Annotated in this window: 11 protein-coding genes; 9 read left to right on the top strand and 2 right to left on the bottom strand. The window is 64.8% G+C overall.

Annotated elements, in window-relative coordinates; all coding sequences use genetic code 11:
• Positions 1-177 precede the first annotated feature (177 nt).
• Positions 178-2,397 carry a primosomal protein N' gene (locus tag ABZO33_RS01065; protein WP_414534516.1) on the bottom strand — a complete coding sequence of 740 codons (2,220 nt, stop codon included), beginning with the start codon at positions 2,395-2,397 and terminating at the stop codon, positions 178-180.
• Positions 2,398-2,566: 169 nt separating this feature from the next.
• Here ABZO33_RS01065 and rpmE point away from each other — a divergent pair, with 169 nt between their 5' ends.
• The 3 genes from rpmE to ABZO33_RS01050 all read left to right on the top strand — a co-directional run bounded on the left by rpmE (position 2,567) and on the right by ABZO33_RS01050 (position 5,054).
• On the top strand, positions 2,567-2,782 hold the full coding sequence (gene rpmE / locus ABZO33_RS01060; RefSeq protein WP_031315083.1) for a 50S ribosomal protein L31: 216 nt from the start codon (positions 2,567-2,569) through the stop codon (positions 2,780-2,782).
• 2 nt (positions 2,783-2,784) lie between these two features.
• Positions 2,785-3,606: a thermonuclease family protein gene (locus ABZO33_RS01055; RefSeq protein WP_414534515.1), complete on the top strand. Its 822-nt coding sequence runs from the start codon at positions 2,785-2,787 to the stop codon at positions 3,604-3,606.
• Positions 3,607-3,785: 179 nt separating this feature from the next.
• Positions 3,786-5,054, top strand: a complete 1,269-nt coding sequence (locus ABZO33_RS01050) for a malic enzyme-like NAD(P)-binding protein (protein WP_046853841.1) — start codon at positions 3,786-3,788, stop codon at positions 5,052-5,054.
• Between the two features lie 143 nt (positions 5,055-5,197).
• Here ABZO33_RS01050 and ABZO33_RS01045 read toward each other — a convergent pair whose 3' ends face one another.
• Positions 5,198-7,651: a penicillin-binding protein 1A gene (locus tag ABZO33_RS01045; RefSeq protein ID WP_414534514.1), complete on the bottom strand. Its 2,454-nt coding sequence runs from the start codon at positions 7,649-7,651 to the stop codon at positions 5,198-5,200.
• Between the two features lie 166 nt (positions 7,652-7,817).
• Here ABZO33_RS01045 and pilM point away from each other — a divergent pair, with 166 nt between their 5' ends.
• The 6 genes from pilM to aroB all read left to right on the top strand — a co-directional run bounded on the left by pilM (position 7,818) and on the right by aroB (position 13,156).
• Positions 7,818-8,714, top strand: a complete 897-nt coding sequence (gene pilM, locus ABZO33_RS01040; protein WP_414534513.1) for a type IV pilus biogenesis protein PilM — start codon at positions 7,818-7,820, stop codon at positions 8,712-8,714.
• Complete coding sequence (locus ABZO33_RS01035) at positions 8,711-9,250, top strand: PilN domain-containing protein (RefSeq protein ID WP_414534512.1); 540 nt, start codon at positions 8,711-8,713, stop codon at positions 9,248-9,250. Before pilM ends, ABZO33_RS01035 begins: the two co-directional genes overlap by 4 nt.
• Positions 9,247-10,260 (top strand): pilus assembly protein PilP, encoded by a 1,014-nt coding sequence (locus tag ABZO33_RS01030; RefSeq protein WP_414534511.1) that lies wholly within the window; start codon positions 9,247-9,249, stop codon positions 10,258-10,260. Before ABZO33_RS01035 ends, ABZO33_RS01030 begins: the two co-directional genes overlap by 4 nt.
• Positions 10,217-11,440, top strand: a complete 1,224-nt coding sequence (locus tag ABZO33_RS01025; protein ID WP_414534510.1) for a type IV pilus secretin PilQ — start codon at positions 10,217-10,219, stop codon at positions 11,438-11,440. Before ABZO33_RS01030 ends, ABZO33_RS01025 begins: the two co-directional genes overlap by 44 nt.
• Positions 11,441-11,444: 4 nt before the next feature.
• Positions 11,445-11,963, top strand: a complete 519-nt coding sequence (gene aroK / locus ABZO33_RS01020; RefSeq protein WP_038706967.1) for a shikimate kinase AroK — start codon at positions 11,445-11,447, stop codon at positions 11,961-11,963.
• Positions 11,964-12,058: 95 nt separating this feature from the next.
• Positions 12,059-13,156 carry a 3-dehydroquinate synthase gene (gene aroB / locus ABZO33_RS01015; RefSeq protein ID WP_023631794.1) on the top strand — a complete coding sequence of 366 codons (1,098 nt, stop codon included), beginning with the start codon at positions 12,059-12,061 and terminating at the stop codon, positions 13,154-13,156.
• The last annotated feature ends 14 nt before the right edge of the window (positions 13,157-13,170 follow it).

Genomic DNA, 13,170 nt, shown 5'->3' with positions numbered 1-13,170 from the left:
CGACCGCAAGCGCGGTGGAGCGCTTCGATGCGCAGGTGGAAAAACTGGGCATTATCCGTTGCCGGGGGCGGGTTGCCAACCTTTTGAGCCGGTATCGCTGGTCAGGCGTGGGAGCGGGCTTGCCCCGCGATGGGTTCAATCGCGGGGCAAGCCCGCTCCCACGGACCGTTCAAACTCTCAGTACAGGTCCACCGGGTCGACATCCAGCGACCAGCGCACCTGGCGCCCCGACGGCATCTGCTCCAACACTAGCAACCAGGCACTGATCAGTCGATGCAGGGGTGCCCGGGCATTGGCCTGGAGCAATAGTTGCGCACGGAACCTGCCCGCCCGTCGTTCCATGGGGGCCGGGACCGGGCCGAGCAACTCGATGCCGTGCAGCCCCTGCTCGGCAAGTACGCGCTCGGCGGCGGCGCAGGCTTCGTCAAGGAAGCCTTCCGCCTGGCCCGGCTTGTGCGCGTCGGCGCGCAGCAGTGCCAGGTGGGCGAACGGCGGCAGCCCGGCCGCACGGCGCTCGCTCAAGGCCTGTTCGGCAAAGGCGAAGTAGCCCTGCTCGGTCAACTGCACCAGCAGTGGGTGGTCGGCCAGGTGGGTCTGCACGATGACCTTGCCCGGTTCCTCGGCGCGTCCGGCCCTGCCGGCCACCTGGACGATCAGCTGGGCCATGTGCTCGCCGGCGCGAAAGTCGCCGGAGAACAGCCCGCCGTCGGCATCGAGGATCGCCACCAGGGTGACGCGGGGGAAGTGATGCCCCTTGGCCAGCATCTGGGTGCCGACCAGGATGCTCGGCTGGCCACGCTGGATGGTGGCGAACAGGTTGTGCATGGCGTCCTTGCGCGAGGTGCTGTCGCGGTCCACACGCAGGATCGGGTAATCCGGGAACAGCACTTTCAGGCGCTCCTCGGCCCGCTCGGTACCGGCGCCGACCGGGCGCAGGTCGACATGGGCGCATTGCGGGCACTGCAGTGGCAGGCGCTCGTCATAGCCGCAATGGTGGCAGCGCAGCACGGCGGAGCGTTGGTGCACGGTCATGCGCGCATCGCAACGCGGGCATTCGGAGAGCCAGCCGCAGTCGTGGCACAGCAAGGTGGGGGCGAAGCCGCGGCGGTTGAGGAACACCAGCACCTGCTGGCCGGCCTCGAGCGTCTGGCGGATGGCCTGCTGCAACGGGCCGCTGATGCCGCTGTCCAGTGGCAGGCTGCGGACGTCCAGGCGCAGGAAGCGCGGTGGCTTGGCGCCACCGGCGCGCTGGTTCATGCGCAGCAGGCCGTAGCGGCCACTGTGGGCATTGTGCAGGCTTTCCAGCGACGGTGTGGCCGAACCCAGCAGGATCGGAATGTTCTCCTGGTGCGCACGCACCACGGCCAGGTCGCGGGCGTGGTAGCGCAGGCCTTCCTGCTGTTTATAGGAGCCGTCGTGCTCTTCGTCGATGATGATCAGGCCCGGGTTCTTCATCGGGGTGAACAGTGCCGAACGGGTGCCGATGATGATGTCCGCATCGCCATCGCGTGCCGCCAGCCAGGCGTCCAGGCGTTCGCGATCACTCACCGCCGAATGCAGCAGGGCGATGCGCGCGTTGAAGCGCTGCTCGAAGCGTTGCAGGGTCTGTGGGCCGAGGTTGATCTCGGGGATCAGGATCAGGGCCTGCTTGCCGGCCTCGAGCGTTTCGCGGATCAGCTGCAGGTAGACCTCGGTCTTGCCGCTACCGGTGACGCCGGCCAGCAGGTAGGCGTGGAAGGCGCCGAAGCCCGAGCGCACGGCCTCGAAGGCAGCGCGCTGTTCTTCGTTGAGCGGCAGTTCCGGTTGGGCCAGCCAGTGCTCGTGGCGGGCGGCCGGCAGGTGGCGGCGTACTTCGACCTCCACCAGCTCCTTGGCCAGCAGCAGGTCGAGGCTGTCCTTGTTCAGGCCAAGCTTGCTCAACAGGCTGTGGGCCACGCCGTGGGGGTGCTGCGACAGGGTCTTGAGGGCGTCGCGCTGGCGCGGGGCACGGGCGATGCGCGGGTCTTCCAGGCGGGCAGAGGGCGCGACATGCCAGAAGCGTTCCTGGCGTGCCTCGGCCGGTTCGCCCTGGCGCAGCAGCGTCGGCAGGGCCCAGTTAAGGGTGTCGCCCAGGCTGTGCTGGTAGTACTGGGCCGTCCACAAGCACAGTTTGAACAATGTCGGCGGCAGGGGCGAGACTGGGTCGAGCAGGGCACTGGCCGGCTTGAGCTTTTCGGCGGGCACCTCGCTGTGCTCGGCGACCTCCACCAGCACCCCGATCATCTCGCGGCGGCCGAACGGCACGCGGATGCGCATGCCGGGTGTCAATGCCTGGCGTGCCATGCTCGCGGGCGCCCGGTAGTCGAACAGGCGACGCAGGGGCGAGGGCAGGGCAAGGCGCAGAATGACGTCGGACACGCGGAAGGTCTCTGGAGGGCGTTTCACAAATCAGGCGAGCCTAGCAGACGACGGTCGGTGCAAGCGACAACTTGCGCTACGGCTGCTCTCTGGTATTATTCGCCGCCTAATTACGTGCGGTATTCAACAATAGGTGTTGGGTGGCGGCACGCAGCTCGAGGAAGTGACCATGAAAGCAGATATTCATCCGAACTACGAAGTAGTTGCAGTCACCTGCAGCTGCGGCAACAAGTTTGAAACTCGTTCGACCATGGGCAGCGTCCTGGCGATCGACGTTTGCAACCTGTGCCACCCGTTCTACACCGGTAAGCAGAAAGTCCTGGACACCGGCGGCCGCGTACAGAAGTTCGCCGATCGCTTCGGCATGTTCGGTGCCAAGAAGTAATCATGCACATGGCGAAGCCTTCGGGGTTCGCGCTGTTGCAAAAGAAGGCGCCCCTTGTGGGCGCCTTTTTTGTGGCCGCGATCTGGCATTTCCCGGCCCTGGCCTTCTGCCCGATGCCCGGCAGCGCGCAACCGGTGGCGGTGCGTCAGGTGGTCGATGGCGACACCTTGCGCCTGAGCGATGGGCGCAGCGTGCGGCTGATCGGTATCAATGCCCCCGAGATCGGCCGCAAGGGGCGCCCCAGCGAGCCTTATGCCGAGGCTGCGAAGAAGCGCCTGCAGGCGCTGGTGAAGGCCAGCGATGGCCAGGTCGGGCTGGTTCCGGGTGTCGAACCCAAGGACAAGTACGGCCGTATCCTGGCGCATATCTATGGCCGCACTGGCAACAATCTGGAAGCGCAACTGCTCAGCGAGGGCCTGGGCTACCAGGTGGCCATTGCACCCAACGTGCAGCTGTCGGGCTGCCAGCAGCAGGCCGAGCAGCAGGCGCGCAAGGCCAGGGCAGGGCTGTGGCGACAGTCACCGGTCATGCGTGGGCGCGATGTGCGGCAATCCGGATTCGCGGTGATCGGCGGCAGGATCAACGGGATCGAGCGTAATCGCGGCGGCATCTGGCTGGAGCTTGACGGGAATGTGGTCCTGCAGGTTCCCGCTCGTCTGCAGCGCCACTTCCCCGCCAGCTTCTTCGCTAACCTCAAGGGACGCCAGGTCGAGGCGCGTGGCTGGGTGCTGGATCGTTCCCGCAAGGGCGGGCTCAAGCCTGGGCAGCGACGCTGGCTGTTGCCATTGACCGATCCGAGCATGTTGGCGCTTGTTTCTGGCTAAATAGTTGTAGACATTTTGCTATTGGATTGTACACACTGGCTCCCGTAAGCCCCGTGGGTTATAGCGTAAAGTCGTAGGCCAAAGGCCTTGACACATAGTGACCGGGCAGTCTTGTCGCCCCCCGGCTCTTTGCGTATCCTCGGCGGTCCGTCAGAACAGTAAATAGCGGAATGCCCATCATGTCAGACCTGAAAACCGCCGCTCTCGAATACCACGCTCAGCCTCGTCCGGGGAAACTGAGCGTCGAGCTCTCCAAGCCAACCGCCACCGCCCGTGACCTTGCCCTGGCCTACAGCCCGGGTGTCGCCGAGCCTGTGCGCGAGATCGGCCGTGATCCGGAGCTGGCCTACAAGTACACCGGCAAGGGCAACCTCGTTGCGGTGATCTCCGATGGCACCGCCATCCTCGGTCTGGGTGACCTCGGCCCGCTGGCCTCCAAGCCGGTCATGGAAGGCAAGGGTGTTCTGTTCAAGCGTTTCGCCGGTATCGACGTGTTCGATATCGAAGTCGAGTCGGAGAGCCCGCAAGCCTTCATCGACACCGTTCGCCGCATCTCCATCACCTTTGGCGGCATCAACCTGGAAGACATCAAGGCACCTGAGTGCTTCGAAATCGAGCGCACGCTGATCGAGCAGTGCGACATTCCAGTCTTCCACGATGACCAGCACGGCACCGCGATCGTTACCGCGGCCGGCATGATCAACGCCCTGGAAATCGCCGGCAAGAAGCTCGAAGACGCCAAGATCGTCTGCCTGGGCGCCGGTGCCGCAGCCATCTCCTGCATGAAACTGCTGGTGAGCATGGGTGCCAAGGTCGAGAACATCTTCATGATCGACCGCAGCGGCGTGATCCACGCTGGCCGCGACGACCTGAACCAGTACAAGGCCCAGTTCGCCCACGCCACCGACAAGCGCACCCTGGCTGACGCCCTGGACGGCGCAGACGTGTTCGTCGGCTTGTCCGGCCCGAACCTGCTGAGCGCCGAAGGCCTGAAGTCGATGGCCGCCAACCCGATCGTGTTCGCCTGCTCGAACCCGGACCCGGAAATCGCCCCGGAACTGGCTCACGCCACCCGCAGCGATGTGATCATGGCCACCGGTCGTTCCGACTACCCGAACCAGGTCAACAACGTGCTGGGCTTCCCGTTCATCTTCCGTGGTGCCCTGGACGTTCGCGCCAAGCGCATCAACGAAGAGATGAAGATCGCTGCCGCCATCGCCCTGAAGGACCTGGCCAAGCTGCCGGTGCCGAAGGAAGTCTGCGAAGCCTATGGCGTGCAAGCCCTGGAGTTCGGCCGTGAGTACATCATTCCGAAGCCGCTGGACGCACGCCTGATCACCGTGGTTTCCGATGCCGTGGCCAAGGCCGCCATCGAGTCCGGTGTGGCCACCCTGCCGTATCCTAAGCACTACCCGCTCAAGAGCGTGGATGACGTGTTCAACGGCTGATCCAGCCGTAGCGTCATGAAAAAGCCCCGGCTCGCAAGAGTCGGGGCTTTTTGTTAGGCGCGGAAAACATCGCGGGGCAAGCCTGTTCCCACAAGCACCTGTCTAAGTGCGTGGGAGCGGGCTTGCCCCGCGATGGGTATGGATCAGAACAGATCCATCGGTGCCGCTTCATCCGCCGGCAGCGGGCTGCCCGGTGCTGCGCCATTGCCCAGTTCGTCCGCCGATGGTGGCGAGTCCTCGGCCTTGAACAGTTCGAAGTAGGCGTTCGGCGTGCTCGGTGTGGCGGCGCGGCCGCTGATTGGGTCGACGCGCAGGCTGAGGATGCCCTCGGGTTCGGCTGGCGGGTGCTCGGGCATGCCCTTGAGCGCGGCGCCCATGAAGCTCATCCAGATCGGCAGGGCCACGGTGCCACCGTATTCGCGACGCCCCAGGGTTTCCGGCTGGTCGAAGCCAACCCACACGGTGGTGACGTAGTCAGCGTTGTAGCCGGAGAACCAGGCATCCTTGGATTCGTTGGTGGTGCCGGTCTTGCCGGCGAGGTCCGTGCGGCCGAGGGCCAGGGCGCGGCGGCCGGTGCCACGCTTGATCACGTCCTGCAGCATGCTGGTGAGAATGTACGAGGTGCGGCCGTCGATGATCTGCTCGGCCACGGCAGGTACTTGGGGTGCCGGGGTGAGCTGCCCTGCTGCCGACAGCGCCTCGCCTGGTATCGGGGCGGCGCTGATGGGTGCCTCAGGTGCGGCGAGGCCGGCCTGGTCTTGGCTGCCCTGCGGCACGCGTGGCGGGTTGGCGGTGAACAGGGTTTCGCCGTTGCGGCTCTCGACACGCTCGATCAGGTACGGGCTGATCTTGTAGCCGCCGTTGGCGAAGGTGCTCCAGCCGGTGGCGATCTCCATCGGCGTGAGCGTCGCAGTGCCCAGTGCCAGCGACAGGTTGCGCGGCAGGTCCTGTTTGTTGAAGCCGAACTTGGCGATGTAGTCGATGGTGCGATCAACGCCCATGGCCTGCAGCAGGCGGATCGATACGAGGTTGCGCGACTTGTACAACGCCTCGCGCATGCGGATCGGGCCGAGGAAGGTATTGGTGTCGTTCTTCGGGCGCCAGACCTTGTCCAGATACTCGTCGACGAACACGATCGGGGCGTCGTTGACCAGGCTGGCGGCGGTGTAGCCGTTGTCCAGGGCGGCGCTGTAGACGAATGGCTTGAAGCTCGAGCCCGGTTGGCGCTTGGCCTGTACGGCGCGATTGTAGTTGCTTTGCTCGAAGGAGAAACCGCCGACCAGGGCGCGGATGGCGCCGTTGTAAGGGTCGAGGGTGACCAGTGCGCTCTGGGCGCCGGGCACCTGGCTGAACTTGAGCTTGCCATCTTCCAGGCGTTGCAAGCGCACCAGGTCGCCGACCTGGGCCACATCCGCCGCTGATTGTGGCGAGCGCCCCTGCGAGTTGCTGTTGAGGTAAGGGCGGGCCCACTTCATGGTGTCCCAGGCCACGTCTTCCTCCAGGCCACCACGGGTCATCACCTTCAGCCCGGTCTTCTCGACCTGGGTGACGATGGCGGGCTCCAGGCCACCCAGAGTGCGCTGCTTGCTCAGCTCCTGCAGCCAGGCCGCACGCGTCTTGCCAGGGAAGCGCGCCTCGGGGCCGCGGTAGCCATGGCGTTCGTCGTACTCGCTGAGGCCGTTGAGGACCGCACTGTTGGCCATGCGCTGCATATCGCTCGGCACCGTGGTGGTGACCCGGAAGCCTTCGGTATAGGCGTCGCTACCATAGCGGCCGACCATTTCGGCCCGGGCCATCTCGGCGACGTACGGCGCATTCACTTCCGGGGTCGGCACGTGGTAGCTGGCATTCAGCGGTTCACCCAAGGCGGCCTGGTAGCTGGCCTCGTCGATCTTGCCGAGCTTGTACATGCGTCCGAGGATCCAGTCGCGGCGCTCTTTGGCGCGCACCGGGTTGGCCAGCGGGTTGAAGCGCGAGGGTGCCTTGGGCAGGCCGGCGATCATGGCCATCTGCGCCAGGCTGACGTCGCGAATCGACTTGCCGTAGTACACCTGCGCCGCGGCGTCGATACCGTAGGCACGGTTGCCCAGGTAGATCTTGTTGACGTACAGCTCGAGGATTTCGTCCTTGGTCAGCTCCCGCTCGATCTGCAGGGCCAGGAGAATCTCGTTGGTCTTGCGCGAGAAGCTGCGTTCGCTGGTGAGGAAGAAGTTCTTCGCCACCTGCATGGTGATGGTGCTGCCGCCACTCTGGATATGCCCGGACTTGACCAACTGCGAGGCCGCGCGCATCAGGCTGCTGGGGTCGACGCCATAGTGATTGAGGAAATTGTCGTCCTCGGCGGACAGAAGCGCCTGGATGAACTGTGGGGGAATTTCCTGAAACTTGATTGGCGAGCGCCGCATCTCGCCGAACTCGGCGATCAGCTTGCCGTCGCTGCTGTAGACCCTCAGCGGGATTTGCAACTGGACGCTTCTGAGCGCGTCGACCGAGGGCAGGCTGGGACTAAGATACAGAAACGCACCGCTCACACCGAGTACGAGCGCGCAGATGACGGCGACGAGAGACCACCAGAAGAACTTCAGCAGGCGTATCAAGGCTTTTGGGTGTCCAGGTTGAGAGTGGGTTGCGCGCAGGGCCGGCGGACAGGAAAAACGCTGGCCATTATAAGCATTTTTCGTCCCGCCGGGTGACCACCCGGGGAGAGCGACGACCGCCCGCGCCGCGAGGGTTCGGGCAGCCAATGACCAGGAAGGAACAGCCATGCTTGGACGCTTTGGCAGGGGCAACGGTTCACTGCTGGGGGTGGAAATCGCCTCCGACGCCATACGAATGCTGCACCTGCGCCGCCAGCGTGGCGGTTGTCGAGTGGCGGGCTGGGCGCAGGAGCGCCTTGGGGCAGCGCCAGGTAGCTCATTGGGGTGTGACCAGATGGAATGCCTGGTCGCGGGTTTGCGGCAGGCCCATGCCCGGTGTCGAACTTCGCAGTGCCGGGTCGCCCTGGCGTTGCCTGCATCGCAGGTCATCTGCAAGGTTTGCCGCCTGCCTGCCGGGTTGCCCGGCCATGGCGTCGAAGCTGCCTTGCTTGCGCAGGCCGAGCAGCTGTTTCCCTTTCCTGTGGAAGACCTTGCCCTGGATTTCCAGGTCCATGGTCCGTGCGCGGAGGATGCCGGGCAGGTCGAGGTCTTGGTGGTGGCCTGTAGGCAAAGTCAGCTAGACCCGCTGGAACGAGTATTCGCGCAGGCTGGCCTGCAGTTGGTGGCCGTGGAGGTGGACAGTTTCGCGTTGCGACGGGCGCTGGTGCCTGAGCCGCGGGCAGGCGTCACGACGCTGCTGCAGCTGGAGCCGGACGAGGTGATCCTGCACCGTTGGCAGGGAGGCCGCGTGCCGCATCGGCAGCGCATTGCCGTGCCCTCTCTGACGCGTTGGGCCGAGGCTGTCGATGGGCTCTGGCAGTCGGCTGCCCAGGCCGCGCTGGAACAGGTTGTGTTGTTCGGATCCGCCGCCGATGAGGCTCGGGCGGCAGGCCTGTCGGCGCGTCTGGGCGTGAAATGCCATGTCGGCTGCCCGGGCCCTCTGGTCAGCGGATTCGATGAAGCCAGCGTGCCCGCTGCTGCCATGGCGCTTGCCTGTGGTTTGGCAATGGGAGGCCCGGTATGAAAGGGCGCCTGAACCTGATGCCCTGGCGCGAACAACGCCGGGCAAGTGCTGTGCGGCGATTCCAGATCACTCTGGTCGCCACGTTGGTGGTGGCGCTGTGCGGGGTCATGTTGCTTGATCGAATGGCAAGGTCGCGTCTGGCCAGGCAGGCGCAGGTCGTCGCCACGCAGCAGGCGGCGGTCGAGCGGTTGGACGCTTCGCTGCGGCAGATTGACCAGTTACGTGAAGCACGGGATGCGCTGTTGGCCGAGCAAGCGGCGGTGTCTGCGCTGGGCGCCGGGCGGGCGCAATTGCCTGGGCTGTTTCTCGCATTGGAGCAGGCAATGCCCGAAGGCGCGCGCTTGACCGAGGTGGGTGTGGAGGACGGGCGTCTGCGTCTAGCCGGGTTGGCAGCCTCTGCTTCAGTGGTGGCCAGGCTTATGCGCAGCCTGGAGCAGGTAAAGATGGTGCGGGACCTGGAGCTTGTTCACCTGCGGCGTCATGGCCAGGGCGATGAGTTCCTGCTGGCGGCGCGCTTGTTGGCGGGTGAGTCATGAAATGCCTTTGGGCCCGGGATTGGCAGGGTTTGGTCGCCCGGTCTTGGTTGTTCCGGTGGGTACTGGCAGTAGGGCTGCTGTTTCTGGTGGCTTTCGCGGGCTATTTCACCCGCCTGCGTGAGCCGCTCAATAACCATGCCGAGGCAGTCCAGAGGCAGTTGCAGCTACAGGGTGTCTTGGCGGATGGGGCGCGAAAACTCGTCGAGCTGGAGCGAGCGCAGCAGGCTCTGGAGCAAGCCAGGGCTGGGCTGCAAGCGTTGCGCTGGCGATTGGCCGCGGGAGAGGGCATGAGTGAACTGCTCGATCAGCTGGCCTTGTCGGGCCATGAGCATGGCCTGTCATTCGAACGCATCGAAGTAAACGAGGCGCAGCAGGCTGCAGGGTACCGCCTGCAGCCTCTGGAGATCAGCGTGCTCGGGCGCTACCCGGCGTTGCGCTTGTGGCTTGAACAGTGGCTGCAGCAGTTGCGGTTGTTGAACGTGCCCCAGCTCAGGCTGGCCTTGCAGGAAGAGGGCGCAGGGGTGGTTGGTGCACGGTTGCTGATACATGCCTATCACCCAGGGGATGAGCTACCTGTGCCGGCTGCCTTGGCGGATGAACCTGCCCAGGATGCGCTGTCGAAGACCACCTTCGATCCATTTCAGGCCTGGTTGCCCGCCACACAGGGTAAAGAGCTGCGGCATATTCCCTTGGCGCGACTGGAAATGGTCGGAAGCCTGTCCCAGTCAGGGCGCCGGCATGCATTGTTGCGTTCGGCGGGGCATTTGTATCGGGTCGGGCAAGGCGACCGGCTCGGGCTGAATGAGGGGGTCGTGGTGGCAATCGATGCCGATCGGCTGGAGGTCAGCGAGCGGATCTACCTAGGCGGGCACTGGCAGACGCGTCCCAGGTATCTGGTGCTTGTGAAACGTGAGCAAGGGGAGATCAGGGATGAGGCCGAGGCGATGGTTGAGCGGCGCGGGGTTGATGTTGAGCATCCTGGCGGTGCAGGCAGCGGAGCTTCAGGGTGAGCCGATGTCGCTCGACTTCCAGGATGTCGAGCTGCGCTCGGTGCTTCAGGTCATGGCCGAGCACGCCGGCGTCAATCTGGTTGCCAGCGATTCGGTGCAGGGGCGGATAACCCTGCGCCTGGAGGAGGTACCCTGGAGCCAGGCCCTCGACCTGGTGCTACGCAGCAAGGGACTGGGCAGGCGCCAGGAGGGCAATGTGCTGCTGATTGCTCCCGTTGCAGAGCTGGCAGGACAGGCCGGGGGCATGGGCGAGGAGGTGTTGCTGGAGCCCTTGCGGCGTGAGCTGATCCCGGTCTTTCATGCCAAGGCCGCCGAGCTGGCGGAACTGTTGCTGGCGAGCCTGGCCGATGACGGCATTCTGAGCGGGCGTGGCAGCCTCGGTGTGGATGCGCGGACCAACACGCTGGTGGTCACCCAGCCTGGCGAACGGCTTGCCGAGCTGCGCAGGCTGGTGGCGCAGCTTGATGTGCCGGTGCGCCAGGTCATGATCGAGGCGCGTATCGTCGAGGCCAGCATCGACTACGAGAAGGCCCTGGGCGTGCGATGGGGTGGCCCGTTGTATGGAGTGGACAGTCGCCTGGGTAGCGACCTGTTCGTCGACCTTGGTGTCGAGCGGGCCAATGCCGGGCTCGGCGTGGGGTTGCTGCGCAGCGACATTCTGCTGGACCTGGAGCTCAGCGCGATGGAGAAAAGCGGCAATGGCGAGATCATCTCCCAGCCCAAGGTGGTCACGGCCGACAAGGAAACCGCGCGCATACTCAAAGGCACCGAAGTGCCGTATCAGGAGACCACGCGCAGTGGCGCCACTTCCATTTCCTTTCGCGAGGCCTCTTTGTCGCTAGAGGTGACGCCGCAGATCACCCCGGATGGCAAGGTAGTGATGGATGTGCGTGTGACCAAGGACGAGCCTGACTTCATCAATGCCCTGAACGATGTGCCGCCGATCCGCAAGAACGAGGTTACGGCGAAGGTCCGGGTGGCCGATGGGCAGACCATTGTGATTGGTGGCGTTTACTCGACGTCGCAGAACAAAGTGGTCGACAAGGTGCCATTTTTCGGCGATCTGCCGTATGTTGGGCGGCTGTTTCGACGCGATGCATTACAAGAGAAAAAATCCGAGCTGCTGGTCTTCCTGACTCCGCGTATCATGAGTGACCAGGCGATTGCTGTGAGTCGTTGATTCTGTGCGAAATTTGATACTTGTAGGGCCCATGGGCGCTGGAAAAAGCACCATCGGGCGCCTGTTGGCCAAAGAGCTGCGCCTGCTGTTCAAGGATTCCGACAAGGAAATCGAGCTGCGAACCGGCGCCAACATCCCGTGGATCTTCGACAAGGAAGGCGAGCCGGGCTTTCGCGACCGCGAGCAGGCGATGATCGCAGAGCTCTGCGCACTCGACGGCGTGGTCCTGGCAACCGGTGGCGGCGCGGTGATGCGCGATGCCAACCGTGCCGCGCTGCATGCCGGTGGTCGGGTGATCTACCTGCATGCCTCGGTGGAGCAGCAGGTGGGGCGCACTTCCCGTGACCGCAACCGACCGTTGCTGCGTACCGCCAACCCGGAAGCCACCTTGCGAGCCCTGCTTGAAACACGCGACCCGCTCTATCGCGAGATTGCCGACCTGGTGGTGGAAACCGACGAACGGCCACCGCGCATGGTCGTGCTCGACATTCTCGAGCGTCTGCAGAAGTTGCCGCCCCGCTGAGCGGGGTCTATCCTCGGCGACCAACGCCGAGATGGGGTTGAACGTCACCGCGTGGGGCCATAGCGCCACCGCGCCCAAGTACATTGTGGGGATACATGCAGACACTTAAGGTCGACCTGGGCGAGCGTAGCTACCCGATCTACATTGGCGAAGGCCTGCTTGACCAGCCCGAGCTGCTGGCGCCGCACATTGCCGGCCGGCAGGTCGCCATCGTCTCCAACGAGACCGTCGCGCCCCTGTACCTCGAACGCCTGAGCAAGACCCTGGGTGCCTATTCGGTGCTGCCGGTGGTGTTGCCCGACGGCGAGGCCCACAAGAACTGGGAAACCCTGCAACTGATCTTCGATGCCCTGCTGACCGCGCGTCATGACCGGCGCACCACTGTGGTCGCCCTCGGGGGCGGCGTGATCGGTGACATGGCCGGCTTTGCCGCGGCCTGCTACCAGCGTGGGGTCGACTTCATCCAGGTGCCGACCACGCTGCTGTCGCAGGTGGACTCCTCGGTGGGCGGCAAGACCGGCATCAACCACCCGCTGGGCAAGAACATGGTCGGCGCCTTCTATCAGCCCAACGCGGTGCTGATCGACACCACCAGCCTGAAAACCTTGCCCGCGCGTGAGCTGTCCGCCGGTCTCGCCGAAGTCATCAAGTACGGCCTGATCTGCGACAAGCCATTCCTTGCCTGGCTCGAAGACAATATGCAGGCGCTGCGTGCCCTGGACTCCGTCGCCCTGACCGAGGCCATCCGTCGCTCCTGCGCGGCCAAGGCCGCCGTGGTTGGCGCCGATGAGCGCGAGTCGGGCGTGCGTGCCACGCTCAACCTTGGCCACACATTCGGCCATGCCATCGAAACACACATGGGTTATGGCGTCTGGCTGCACGGCGAAGCCGTGGCGGCCGGCACGGTCATGGCCCTGGAAATGTCCATGCGCCTGGGCTGGATCGACCAGCCGGCGCGTGATCGCGGAATTCGCCTGCTGCAGGACGCAGGATTGCCGGTGGTGCCACCACAGGAAATGACCCCGGCGCATTTCATGGAGCACATGGCGGTCGACAAGAAAGTGCTCGACGGGCGCCTGCGCCTGGTGCTGCTGCGCCAGCTGGGCGAGGCCGTCGTCACCGACGACTATTCGACAGAGATTCTTCAGGCCACGCTGGCGGCGGATTACCGCGCGATCGTGGCCCAGCTTTGAGGTTGTGACAACGC

The sequence above is a fragment of the Pseudomonas sp. CAM1A genome (assembly GCF_047501685.1).
GTDB lineage: Bacteria > Pseudomonadota > Gammaproteobacteria > Pseudomonadales > Pseudomonadaceae > Aquipseudomonas.
This window is presented reverse-complemented; position numbering and strand designations above follow the sequence as displayed.

Bases quoted from the DNA above. Each gene is read 5' to 3' on its own strand.
- rpmE (WP_031315083.1), top strand. From the start codon at position 2,567: ATGAAAGCAGATATTCATCCGAACTACGAAGTAGTTGCAGTCACCTGC.
- ABZO33_RS01055 (WP_414534515.1), top strand. From the start codon at position 2,785: ATGCACATGGCGAAGCCTTCGGGGTTCGCGCTGTTGCAAAAGAAGGCG.
- ABZO33_RS01050 (WP_046853841.1), top strand. From the start codon at position 3,786: ATGTCAGACCTGAAAACCGCCGCTCTCGAATACCACGCTCAGCCTCGT.
- pilM (WP_414534513.1), top strand. From the start codon at position 7,818: ATGCTTGGACGCTTTGGCAGGGGCAACGGTTCACTGCTGGGGGTGGAA.
- ABZO33_RS01035 (WP_414534512.1), top strand. From the start codon at position 8,711: ATGAAAGGGCGCCTGAACCTGATGCCCTGGCGCGAACAACGCCGGGCA.
- ABZO33_RS01030 (WP_414534511.1), top strand. From the start codon at position 9,247: ATGAAATGCCTTTGGGCCCGGGATTGGCAGGGTTTGGTCGCCCGGTCT.
- ABZO33_RS01025 (WP_414534510.1), top strand. From the start codon at position 10,217: ATGTTGAGCATCCTGGCGGTGCAGGCAGCGGAGCTTCAGGGTGAGCCG.
- aroB (WP_023631794.1), top strand. From the start codon at position 12,059: ATGCAGACACTTAAGGTCGACCTGGGCGAGCGTAGCTACCCGATCTAC.